A 12,213-nucleotide genomic window follows, 5' to 3' on the forward strand; every position below is an offset into this window, starting at 1 on the left:
ATGTGCGTCCACGCATGGTAACGATGTGCGCTGAGCGGAAGTGCCGCGGTCTCCTCCACAAGATCGGGAAACCTCGACAGCCCGTCCTCTATATCCAGTATCGAGGGGAGACCTTCCGAACGCCGTGAGGGCAGTGCTTGCGGTGGTATGCCGGGAGCCGTCCGCAGCCCCGGCCAGGGCCGTCCCTGGAGGAAATGGAGGGCGCCCCTGGTCGCCGGGGCACGTACCCTCTTCTGTTGTGCCGAACCCCAACGAAGACACTCCCTCTGCCCTGAGCCAGGCGCAGCAGCGCGCGGTCGCTGAGCTGCTGCGGGTGGCGCCCGTCGCCGACGATCTCGCCCGTCGATTCCAGGAGGCCGGGTTCTCGCTCGCCCTGGTCGGCGGATCGGTGCGCGACGCGCTGCTCGGCCGGCTCGGCAACGACCTGGACTTCACGACCGACGCCCGCCCCGAGGACGTACTGAAGATCGTCCGGCCATGGGCGGACGCCGTCTGGGAGGTCGGTATCGCCTTCGGCACCGTGGGCGCGTACAAGGGTGGCTACCAGATCGAGATCACCACCTACCGGTCGGAGGCCTACGACCGCACCTCGCGCAAGCCCGAGGTGTCGTACGGCGATTCCATCGAGGAGGATCTGGTCCGCCGGGACTTCACGGTGAACGCGATGGCCGTGGCGCTGCCCGAGAAGGAGTTCATCGACCCGCACGGTGGCCTGGAGGATCTCGCCACACGGGTGCTGCGGACGCCGGGTACGCCCGAGGCGTCGTTCTCGGACGATCCTCTGCGGATGATGCGGGCCGCGCGGTTCGCCGCCCAGCTGGACTTCACGGTTGCCCCCGAGGTCGTCACCGCGCTGAACGAGATGGCCGGACGCATCGAGATCGTCTCGGCCGAACGGGTCCGTGACGAGCTGAACAAGCTGATCCTGTCCGCACACCCGCGCAAGGGGCTCAGCCTGCTCGTCGACACCGGGCTCGCCGCTCATGTGGTGCCGGAGCTGCCGGCGCTGCGGCTGGAGCGGGACGAGCACCACCGCCACAAGGACGTCTACGAGCACACGCTGATCGTCCTGGAGCAGGCGATCGCGCTGGAGCAGGACGGTCCCGATCTCACGCTGCGGCTGGCCGCGCTGCTGCACGACATCGGCAAGCCGCGGACGCGCCGCTTCGAGAAGGACGGCCGGGTCTCGTTCCACCACCATGAGGTGGTCGGCGCCAAGATGACCAAGAAGCGCATGACCGCCCTGAAGTACTCCAACGAGCTGGTGAAGGACGTCTCGCGGCTGGTCGAACTTCATCTGCGCTTCCACGGCTACGGCACCGGCGAGTGGACGGACTCGGCGGTGCGGCGTTACGTCCGTGACGCGGGCCCGCTGCTGGATCGCCTGCACAAGCTGACCCGCTCGGACTGCACCACCCGCAACAAGCGCAAGGCTGCCGCGCTGTCCCGGGCCTACGACGGCCTGGAGGAGCGCATCGCCCAACTGCAGGAGCAGGAGGAGCTGGACGCGATCCGCCCGGACCTCGACGGCAACCAGATCATGGAAATCCTGGGTGTCGGTCCCGGCCCTGTGGTCGGCAAGGCGTACAAGCACATGCTGGAGCTGCGTCTGGAGAACGGCCCGATGGAGCATGATGCGGCCGTGACGGCCCTCAAGGACTGGTGGGCCGAGCAGAGCTGATCTCTGCCGAGTTTGGCTCGGCGATGTTTCACGTGAAACATCCGCCTGGGCTTCCGGTGTCGAGGGGTGATGTTTCACGTGAAACATCACCCCTCTCCGTTTCCCGGCCGCAGCCTCAGTGCCGCTCGAAGCGAGCCAAGGCCACGGTGACCCCGCCGTACAGCACGGCGACCAGGATCACCAGGAGTGTCGAGCGGCCGTCCGGCGGCAGCATCAGAGCCGCCACTCCCGCCGCGCCGACGAAGGCCACGTTGAAGAGCACGTCGTACACGGAGAAGATCCGGCCGCGGAATGCGTCGTCGACGCCGGCCTGGACGATGGTGTCGGTGGCGATCTTGGCGCCCTGGGTGATCAGGCCAAGAACGAAGGCCGCGGCCAGGAGGGGCGGGGCGGCGAAGGGCAGCCCGAGGGCAGGCTCCAGTACGGTGGCGGCTCCGGAGCACACCGCGATCCACCGCTCGGGACCGAGGCGCCCCGCCGCCCACGGCGTCACCGCAGCGGCCGCGAAGAATCCCGCACCGGACGCCGCCAGCGCGAGTCCGAGCAGTCGAAGCCCCTCCTCGGACGTCGTGGAGAGGGCGTAGCGGCACAGCATGAGCAGAAGGACCAGCAGCGCGCCGTAGCAGAAGCGCATCAGCGTCATCGCGGCCAGCGCCCAGGCGGCCGCCCTGCGCTGGGGGGCGGCCAGGTGACGGACAGCCGCGACGAGGTCGCGTGCGGTGTCGGCGAGTGCGGTGGACATGTGCGGGCGTTTCGGCTGCTGGTCAGGGCCGAGGAGCGAGGGCGCCAGGGTGAGGGCGCTGAGACCGGCGCACAGATAGAGGAAGGCGCCGAGCAGGACCACCGCCGCGTCGGATCCCGACGCCACGAGCCGTACGGCGAAGGCCAGACCACCGCCCGCGGTCGCGGCGAGCGTCCCGGCTGTCGGCGACAGCGAGTTGGCGAGCACCAGACGCTCGGCGTCCACCACACGGGGCAGAGACGCGGACAGTCCGGCGAGGATGAAGCGGTTGACGGCCGTGACGCACAGCGCGGAGACGTAGAACAGCCAGTCCGGTACCTGGCTGACCATCAGCGCGGCGGTGGCCGCGGCCAGCACGGCGCGGAGCAGATTGCCGTACACGAAGACCTGTCGGCGCCGCCAGCGGTCCAGCAGGACGCCGGCGAACGGACCGACCAGTGAATAGGGGAGCAGCAGGACCGCCATCGCGGAGGCGATGGCGGTGGCCGAGGTCTGTTTCTCCGGGGAGAAGACGACATACGCGGCGAGCGCGACCTGGTAGACGCCGTCGGCGCCCTGGGACAGGAGGCGGATGTACAGCAGGCGTCGGAAGTACCGCAGGCGCAACAGGACGCGCAGGTCACGGACGACGGGCATGGGGCACAGCCTCACATATGCGGAAGGTCCCCGGGTCGGTGAACCCGGGGACCTTCACAGCCCTGGCAGGAGCGTTCTCGTGCGAGCGTTCGCCCTAAGGGGCTTAGCGCTCGACCTCACCGCGGATGAACTTCTCGACGTTCTCGCGGGCCTCGTCGTCGAAGTACTGGACCGGCGGGGACTTCATGAAGTACGAGGACGCCGACAGGATCGGGCCGCCGATGCCGCGGTCCTTGGCGATCTTCGCGGCGCGCAGGGCGTCGATGATGATGCCGGCGGAGTTCGGGGAGTCCCAGACCTCGAGCTTGTACTCCAGGTTCAGCGGCACCTCGCCGAAGGCGCGGCCCTCAAGGCGGACGTAGGCCCACTTGCGGTCGTCCAGCCAGGCCACGTAGTCGGACGGGCCGATGTGAACGTTCTTGTCGCCGAGGTCCCGGTCGGGGATCTGGGAGGTGACGGCCTGCGTCTTGGAGATCTTCTTGGACTCCAGGCGGTCACGCTCGAGCATGTTCTTGAAGTCCATGTTGCCGCCGACGTTCAGCTGCATGGTGCGCTCCAGGCGGACACCGCGGTCCTCGAAGAGCTTCGCCATGACGCGGTGCGTGATGGTGGCGCCGACCTGGGACTTGATGTCGTCACCGACGATCGGCACACCGGCCTCGGTGAACTTGTCCGCCCACTCCTTGGTGCCGGCGATGAAGACCGGGAGAGCGTTGACGAAGGCGACCTTGGCGTCGATGGCGCACTGGGCGTAGAACTTCGCCGCGTCCTCGGAGCCGACCGGCAGGTAGCAGACCAGGACGTCGACCTGCTTGTCCTTGAGGACCTGGACGACGTCGACCGGCTCCTCGGCGGACTCCTCGATGGTGGCGCGGTAGTACTTGCCGAGGCCGTCGAGGGTGTGGCCGCGCTGGACGGTGACACCGGTGGAGGGCACGTCGCAGATCTTGATGGTGTTGTTCTCGGAGGCGCCGATCGCGTCCGCGAGGTCGAGGCCGACCTTCTTGGCGTCGACGTCGAACGCGGCGACGAACTCGACGTCACGCACGTGGTAGTCACCGAACTGCACGTGCATGAGGCCGGGGACCTTCGACGCCGGGTCGGCGTCCTTGTAGTACTCGACTCCCTGCACCAGCGACGCCGCGCAGTTGCCCACGCCGACGATGGCTACGCGAACCGAACCCATTCCGGTTGCTCCCTGTGTGTACGAGTGAGGCCCTGACTGGGTCTCACGTGGCGGTGTCGTCGGGCGTATCCGTCCGGGGGGTGTCCCCGGGACGGGGCAGGCCGCCCGTCGATCCAGTGGTGGTGTCCTGCTGAGCGGACCCCCCGGACGCGGAACCTCTCAGGTCCCGCCCGGCCCGCTCGCTCTCGATGAGCTCGTTCAGCCAGCGCACTTCGCGCTCCACGGACTCCATCCCGTGGCGCTGGAGCTCAAGCGTGTAGTCGTCGAGGCGCTCCCGCGTGCGCGTCAGGGAGGCGCGCATCTTCTCCAGGCGCTCCTCCAGACGGCTGCGCCGGCCCTCCAGGACGCGCATGCGCACATCGCGCGACGTCTGCCCGAAGAAGGCGAAGCGTGCGGCGAAGTGCTCGTCCTCATACGCGTCGGGGCCGGTTTGCGAGAGCAGGTCCTCGAAGTGCTCCTTCCCTTCCGCCGTCAGTCGATAGACGATCTTGGCGCGGCGTCCGGCGAGCGGAGCGGCGAGGGCGTCCTCGTGAGTGCTGCCCGGTTCCTCGATCAGCCAGCCGTTGGTGACCAGCGTCTTGAGGCAGGGATACAGGGTCCCGTAGCTGAACGCCCGGAACACACCGAGGGACGTGTTGAGTCGTTTGCGCAGCTCATAGCCGTGCATCGGGGACTCGCGCAGCAGGCCGAGCACGGCGAACTCGAGGATGCCGGAACGTCGGCTCATCGTCGCCTCCCCTCGGTCCGGCTGATCGCTCCCGCGGGTCTCGCGGTACCTCTCAGCGTCTTTATCTCGCGCTGATGTATCGACTCGATACATCATGACGATAGAACGGCCTTCCGCAGGCGACAAGAGCGACGGTGGTGAACGGGATCACATCACCGATTCATACGATGCAAGTTGCACTTTTTGGGGTGAACTTCAGGGCTCGGCAGGTTTTGGGGATGCGTAGTCTGTGCGCCATGCACACCACCGGGAACCGCGTGACGCCCGGGGAGCGTCGTCGTCCCCGGTGCAGTACGGGTGAATGCAGAACCGACCACATCCGTACTCCGGGGGGACCGGAAACCAGCCGCCGTTCCAGGCGCGCACGGGTGCGCCTGCCCGAGGAGTAATCGTTCGATGAGCGAGCACCGTCGCAAACCGCCGCAGCCGCAGGGAGGCGGACGTGCCGCGGCCCGACGCGGCCCGTCCGGCTCGTCCTCCGGTCGCCGCGCGGCACCGCGGGGCGCCACTGGGTCCCCAGCCGACTCCTATGGGTCCAGTTCCTATGGGTCGGGAGCCAACGAGCCGGGAGGTGATGAGCGTGCCTACGGCGGCCGTGCCGAGGCCCGCCGGGCGGCGCAGAGAGGCAGTCGCCGCAGAGGCATGGACAACGCCGGCCCGAGCGGCCGGCGCGGCGGCCCGGCCGGTCCCGGGCGCGGCAGGGGCCGTGCATCGACCGCACCCGGCAAGAAGCGGATGATCGACTATCCCCGGGCCGGGAAGTACGGCTGGCGCCGCTGGGTGCCCTCCTGGAAGCTCGTCTCCGGGCTCTTCATCGGGTTCGTCGGAAGCCTGGTGGTGCTGGTCGGCGTCAGCTACGCGATGGTCTCGATCCCCAACGAACAGGATGCCGCCAAGTCCCAGAACAACGTCTACTACTGGGCCGACGGCAAGCAGATGGTGGCCACGGGCACGGGGGTCAACCGGCAGAACGTCGACATCTCGCAGATCCCCGACGCCATGCAGTGGGCTGTGATCTCGGCCGAGAACAAGAGCTTCTACCAGGACTCGGGCGTCGACCCAATGGGTATCGCGCGCGCCGTGGTCAACATGGCGCGGGGCGGCCAGACCCAGGGCGGTTCGACGATCACCCAGCAGTACGTCAAGAACACCTATCTGAGCCAGCAGCAGACCCTCACCCGTAAGTTCAAGGAGCTGTTCATCTCCATCAAGGTGGGGACGAAGCTCAAGAAGAGCCAGATCCTGCAGGGGTACCTCAACACCTCGTACTTCGGTCGCGGCGCGTACGGTATCCAGGCGGCTGCGCAGACGTACTACGGCAAGAACGCGGTGGACCTGACGCCGAGCCAGTGCGCGGTCCTCGCAGCGCTGCTCAAGGGCCCGACGTACTACGACCCGGCCGGCAACGCGGACCTCGACCCATCGGCGACCGCGAAGGACAACAAGAGGCGCTCGCAGGAACGCTGGCAGTGGATCCTCGAGCAGATGCACAACGACCACCACCTCAGCGACACCGACTACCAGAAAGCCATCGCGAAGTACCCCATGCCCGACGGCCGCAAGGCGACCAAGGGGATGACCGGCCAGATCAGCTACCTGGTCGACACGGCGAAGAAGTACGTTCTCGCCCACTCCGACATCACGGAGGCGGATTTCGACCGGGGCGGCTACCAGATCAAGACGACCTTCGAGAAGGACAAGGTCAACGAGCTGAGCGCGGCCGTGAAGAAGATCCAGAAGGAGCGGATCGATCCCAAACGCCGTGACCTCGACAAGTACGTCCAGTTCGGCGCGGCGTCGGTGAAGCCCCAGGACGGCGCGATCGTCGCTCTCTACGGCGGCGACGGCTACGAGAACGGCCACTTCACGAACAACGCCGACACCTCCGGCGTCCCGGTCGGTTCGACGTGGAAGCCGTTCGTGCTCGCCGCGGCCATGCAGGACGGGACCTACAGGTCCGGGGGGCAGGGAATCTCCCCGCTGAGCAAGTACAACGGCAATGACCACCTCAAGGTCATGAATCCGGACGGCACCCCGTATCTCAACAAGGACAACGAGCCCTTCTACCAGGTCAACGAGAGCCCACGCCCCTGGGGCTACATCACGCTGCGCAAGGCGATGGAGCAGTCCGTCAACACGCCGTTCGTCCAGCTGGGCATGGATGTGGGGATGCGGAAGGTCCGGGACGTCGCCAAGGCGTGCGGCATCCTGGACGACAGCTTCTCCACGCTGAACCCGTCCTTCGCCATCGGTACCTCGACCCCGAGCGCGATCCGCATGGCCGACGCGTACGCGACGTTCGCAGCGTCCGGCAAGCATGCGGACCCGTACTCGGTGATCTCCGTCAAGAAGGACGGCGCGGACGTGCAGGGCTTCACTCAGCCCAAGGTCACCACGGCGATGCCGGCCAACGTGGCCAACAACGTCACGGACGTCCTGCAGAACGTCATCCAGAACGGTACGGGTAAGAACGCCAAGGCCCTGGGCCGTACGGCGGCGGGCAAGACCGGTACCACCGACAGCAACAAGTCGGCCTGGTTCGTCGGTTACACCCAGCAGCTGTCCACCTCGGTGGCGATGTTCCGGGAGAACCCGAAGGACCATGAGCTGCTGTCGATGAACGGCACGGCCGGCGTCCCGTCGATCCACGGTGGTGACATCCCGACGTCCGTGTGGACCGAGTACATGAAGGCCGCGCTGAAGAACGCCAACGACACCGGCTTCCCGGACGCCACCGAGATCGGCAAGATCCAGGACGAGGCCGGTGCCCCGTCCCCGAAGCCGACCCCCAGCATCACGCCGAGCCCGACGCCCAGCGATTCGCCGAGCCCGACGCCCAGCGACACGTCCCCGTCCCCGTCTCCGTCCCCGTCCCCGAGCGACAGCTGCCAGTGGAGCTGGACCAACCCCTGCAACGGCAACAGCAACGGAAACGGCAACGGCGGCACGGACACGGGCGGAGCCACCGGAACCACCGGAGGCACCGAACCGTCGCCCAGCGTCACGGACTCGACCGGCCCCGGCGGTAACACCCGTGGCAACGGCAATGGAGGCATCTTCGGCGGGCCGACAGGCTGACCGAACGGCCGGAGGCCGGTGTTCAGCACCCTTTCAGGTGCCGGACACCGGCCTCCGCGCCTTCTGCAGGACAAGACCGGCTCTCCGGCGCCTGCCGTACCGGTGGAGGGGCAGATCCCGCGACGCTCACAGCGGCATACGGCAGGATGTGCCCCATGCCCAGTGCAGAGATGACTCCCGCGAGCATGCACGAGCCCGAGCCCGTGCGGCCCACCCCGGCAGAGCCGGTGCGGCCGACCAGTGAGGACGAGATCGCCCGGGCAGGCAGTGAGCTGATCGGCGGTCCGCTGGGACGGCGCGCCCTGCTCGCGACCTCCTGGTGGACCCCCGTACGGGTCGTCGCGCTCGTGGCGATCGGCATGTTCGCCCTCGGCCTGGTCCAGAAGGCGCCCTGCTACCACAGTGCCTGGTTCTTCGGCGCGAGCAGCCAGTACACACACGCCTGCTACTCGGACATCCCCCACCTCTACCAGGGGCGTGGGTTCGCCGATCATCTCGTGCCGTACTTCGACAAGCTCTCGGGCGACATGGACTACCTCGAATACCCGGTGCTGACCGGCGTGTTCATGGAGGTGGCGTCCTGGCTGACCCCGCACGGCGGCGGCATCCAGCGCCAGGAGCAGTGGTACTGGTTCGTCAACGCCGGGATGCTGATGGTCTGCGCGGCCGTCATCGCGGTCTGTGTGGTCCGCACCCACCGCCGGCGCCCCTGGGACGGCCTGCTGGTCGCCCTGGCGCCCGCCTTCGTGCTCACCGCGACCATCAACTGGGACCTGCTGGCCGTGGCGCTCACGGCCGCCGCGATGCTGATGTGGTCCCGGAGCCGTCCCGTCGCCTTCGGCGTGCTCCTGGGCCTCGCCACGGCCGCCAAGCTCTACCCCGTGTTCCTGCTCGCTCCGCTGTTCGTGCTGTGCTGGCGGGCCGGCAAGTGGCGGGAGTACTCCCAGGCCTTCGGCGGCGCGGCGATCGCCTGGCTGGTGGTGAACCTGCCGGTGATGCTCTTCGCCTTCCAGGGCTGGTCGAAGTTCTACACGTTCAGCCAGGAGCGGGGCGTCGACTTCGGCTCGTTCTGGCTGATCTGGGCGCAGAACTCCACCAACCCGCCCGGTACCGGTTTTGTGAACACCGCTGCCCTGGTGCTGGTGGTGCTGTGCTTCCTCGGCATCGCCGCGCTGACGTTCACCGCCCCGCGCCGGCCGCGCTTCGCGCAGCTGGCTTTCCTGATGGTGGCGGCGTTCATCCTCACCAACAAGGTCTACTCACCGCAGTACGTCCTGTGGCTGGTGCCGCTGGCGGTCCTGGCCCGGCCCAAGTGGCGTGACTTCCTGGTCTGGCAGGCCTGCGAGGTGGCGTACTTCCTGGGCATCTGGATGTATCTCGCCTACACGACCAGCGGAGACGCCCACAAGGGTCTGCCGACGCACGGCTACCAATGGGCGATCGTGCTGCATCTGGTGGGCACGCTGTACCTGTGTGCCGTCGTCGTACGGGACATCCTCATGCCGGAGCGGGACGTGGTGCGGCGGTCCGGCGACGACGACCCGTCGGGCGGGGTGCTCGACGGCGCGCAGGACGTCTTCGTGTTCGGCGCGGCAGCCCATCCGCCGCGGCACGCCGCCCACTTCGAGGGACCTCAGGTGGACTGGGGCCGGCCGGTCCCCCCGTCCGCCGAGGACCGTTCGCTCTGAGCGAACACACCGGCGGAAGGTCATGAAGAAGGCCGTACACGCACACTGCGTGTACGGCCTCTTGCGGTACGGGCCGGCTCAGCGGTCCACGAGCCGGTCGAACTGTGTGGTGGTGTGCCGCAGATGGGCCACCAGCTCGTCGCCGACCCTCGGCTCCGGAGCGTCCGACGGGACGAACAGGATCGACACCTGCATGTGCGGCGGCTCGGCGAACCAGCGCTGCTTGCCCCCCCAGACGAACGGAGAAAGGTTCCGGTTGACCGTGGCGAGGCCGGCCCGTGCGACGCCCTTGGCGCGCGGCATCACGCCGTGCAGGGCCTTCGGGGCCTCCAGGCCCACCCCGTGCGACGTTCCGCCCGCCACGACCACCAGGTAGCCGTCCGAGGCCGCCTTCTGCTGCCGGTAGCCGAACCGGTCGCCCTTGGTCACGCGCGTGACGTCCAGGACGGCGCCGCGGTACTCGGTCGCCTCGTGGTCCCCCAGCCACAGCCGAGTGCCGATGCGGGCACGGAACCGTGTCTGCGGGAACTGCTGCTGCAGCCGGGCCAGTTCGTCGGCCTTGAGGTGGCTGACGAACATCGTGTGCAGCGGCAGCCGGGCCGCGCGCAGCCGGTCCATCCAGCCGATGACCTCCTCGACGGCGTCCGAGCCGTCGGTGCGGTCCAGCGGCAGATGGATGGCGAAGCCTTCCAGCCGGACGTTCTCGATGGCCTGGTGCAGCTGGGGCAGATCCTGCTCGCTGATGCCGTGGCGCTTCATCGAGGACATCACCTCGATGACGACCCGCGCGCCGACCAGGCCGTACACACCGTCGACCGACGACACGGAGCGCACCACCCGGTCGGGCAGCGGCACGGGCTCCTCGCCGCGCCGGTACGGCGTCAGCACCAGCAGGTCACCGCTGAAGAAGTCCTTGATGCGCGCGGCCTCGTACGTCGTGCCGACCGCGAGCAGGTCCGCGCCCAGCCGCGTCGCCTCCTCCGCCAGCCGTTCGTGCCCGAAGCCGTAGCCGTTGCCCTTGCAGACCGGGACCAGGCCCGGGAACTGCTCGTGCACGTGCTTGTGGTGCGCCCGCCAGCGCGCGGTGTCGACGTAGAGCGTGAGCGCCATGGCCGGACCTGGAACCTTTCTCGTGGCTGCGGTGTATCAGAGGTGTGAACGCTGTGAAGCCTATGGAATCAAACGCCCGCCGCTCAGCGGCGCGACATGTAGATGTCCAGTGCCTTGTGGAGCAGCTTGTTCAGCGGGAAGTCCCACTCACCGAGGTACTCGGCGGCCTGACCGCCGGTGCCGACCTTGAACTGGATCAGACCGAAGAGGTGGTCCGTCTCGTCCAGCGAGTCGGAGATGCCGCGCAGGTCGTAGACGGTGCCGCCGAGCGCGTAGGCGTCGCGCAGCATCCGCCACTGCATCGCGTTCGAGGGCCGGACCTCACGGCCGATGTTGTCGGAGGCACCGTAGGAGTACCAGACGTGCCCGCCGACGATCAGCATCGTCGCCGCGGACAGGTTCACGCCGTTGTGGCGGGCGAAGTACAGCCGCATGCGGTTCGGGTCCTCGGTGTTGAGGGCCGTCCACATGCGCTGGAAGTACGACAGCGGGCGGGGCCGGAAGTGGTCGCGCACCGCCGTGATCTCGTACAGCCGCTGCCACTCGGCCAGGTCCTGGTAGCCGCCCTGTACGACCTCGACGCCGGCCTTCTCGGCCTTCTTGATGTTGCGGCGCCACAGCTGGTTGAAGTTCTTGTGGACCTCTTCCAGGGAGCGGTTGGCCAGCGGCACCTGGAAGACATAGCGCGGCTGCACGTCGCCGAAGCCGGCGCCGCCGTCCTCGCCCTGCTGCCAGCCCATACGGCGCAGCTTGTCCGCCACCTCGAAGGCACGCGGCTCGATGAAGTCGGCCTCCAGGTCGCGCAGCCGCTTGACGTCCTGGTCCTGGATGCCCTTCTTGATCGTCTCGGCATTCCAGCGCCGGATGATCACCGGCGGGCCCATCTTCACCGAGAAGGCGCCCTGCTGCTTCAGGTGCGCCAGCATCGGCTGGATCCAGTCGTCCAGATTCGGGGCGAACCAGTTGATGACCGGGCCCTCGGGGAGATAGGCGAGGTAGCGCTTGATCTTGGGCAGCTGGCGGTAGAGGACCAGGCCGGCACCGACCATCTCGCCGGTGCGGTCGTCGAACCAGCCGAGGTTCTCCGAGCGCCACTCCGCCTTCACATCGGCCCAGGCCGGGACCTGCATGTGGCTCGCCGACGGCAGGCTCTGGATGTAGGCCAGATGCTGCTCGCGGCTGATGGTCCTCAGGGTCAGGCTCATGTCGGGGCGCTCCTCGGGCTGGTGTGTCCCCATGGGTACAGGGGCTCCGGCTCTCGCGCCGAAGCCTACTGCGCCTTGCGAACGCCTCGACTGGGCGTACGGGCCTTAACCCCGGCCGGACGGGCGGCCGGGGCGGTCCGCGGTGTTCGAAAAGGCGTTG

General features: G+C 68.1%; 8 protein-coding genes. 3 read left to right on the top strand and 5 right to left on the bottom strand.

The annotated features are described in order from the left end of the window. The first annotated feature begins 238 nt into the window (after positions 1-238). On the top strand, positions 239-1,681 hold the full coding sequence (locus ACIGXP_RS11485) for a CCA tRNA nucleotidyltransferase (protein WP_399766849.1): 1,443 nt from the start codon (positions 239-241) through the stop codon (positions 1,679-1,681). A 115-nt stretch (positions 1,682-1,796) separates the two neighbouring features. Here the strand turns inward: ACIGXP_RS11485 and ACIGXP_RS11490 are convergent, their stop codons facing one another. From ACIGXP_RS11490 to ACIGXP_RS11500, 3 genes are all read right to left on the bottom strand, one after another. After that, entirely contained in the window at positions 1,797-3,059 is a 1,263-nt protein-coding gene (locus ACIGXP_RS11490) for an MFS transporter (RefSeq protein WP_399766851.1), read from the bottom strand. A 103-nt stretch (positions 3,060-3,162) separates the two neighbouring features. Then, positions 3,163-4,245 carry an inositol-3-phosphate synthase gene (locus ACIGXP_RS11495; RefSeq protein ID WP_363214116.1) on the bottom strand — a complete coding sequence of 361 codons (1,083 nt, stop codon included), beginning with the start codon at positions 4,243-4,245 and terminating at the stop codon, positions 3,163-3,165. 43 nt (positions 4,246-4,288) lie between these two features. Continuing rightward, on the bottom strand, positions 4,289-4,972 hold the full coding sequence (locus ACIGXP_RS11500; RefSeq protein ID WP_363214115.1) for a PadR family transcriptional regulator: 684 nt from the start codon (positions 4,970-4,972) through the stop codon (positions 4,289-4,291). Positions 4,973-5,368: 396 nt separating this feature from the next. Here ACIGXP_RS11500 and ACIGXP_RS11505 point away from each other — a divergent pair, with 396 nt between their 5' ends. Together ACIGXP_RS11505 and ACIGXP_RS11510 are read left to right on the top strand one after the other, a co-directional pair. Further along, positions 5,369-8,050, top strand: a complete 2,682-nt coding sequence (locus ACIGXP_RS11505) for a transglycosylase domain-containing protein (RefSeq protein ID WP_399766855.1) — start codon at positions 5,369-5,371, stop codon at positions 8,048-8,050. A gap of 155 nt (positions 8,051-8,205) precedes the next feature. Then, a complete protein-coding gene (locus ACIGXP_RS11510) occupies positions 8,206-9,738 on the top strand; it encodes a glycosyltransferase family 87 protein (protein ID WP_399766857.1) in 1,533 nt (510 codons plus the stop codon). A 78-nt stretch (positions 9,739-9,816) separates the two neighbouring features. Here ACIGXP_RS11510 and ACIGXP_RS11515 read toward each other — a convergent pair whose 3' ends face one another. Both ACIGXP_RS11515 and femX read right to left on the bottom strand, forming a co-directional pair. After that, on the bottom strand, positions 9,817-10,848 hold the full coding sequence (locus ACIGXP_RS11515; RefSeq protein WP_363214111.1) for an alanine racemase: 1,032 nt from the start codon (positions 10,846-10,848) through the stop codon (positions 9,817-9,819). Between the two features lie 83 nt (positions 10,849-10,931). Further along, on the bottom strand, positions 10,932-12,053 hold the full coding sequence (gene femX, locus ACIGXP_RS11520; RefSeq protein WP_363214110.1) for a peptidoglycan bridge formation glycyltransferase FemX: 1,122 nt from the start codon (positions 12,051-12,053) through the stop codon (positions 10,932-10,934). Positions 12,054-12,213 lie beyond the last annotated feature (160 nt).

The organism is Streptomyces sp. NPDC053069 (assembly GCF_044546895.1).
Taxonomy (GTDB): domain Bacteria; phylum Actinomycetota; class Actinomycetes; order Streptomycetales; family Streptomycetaceae; genus Streptomyces.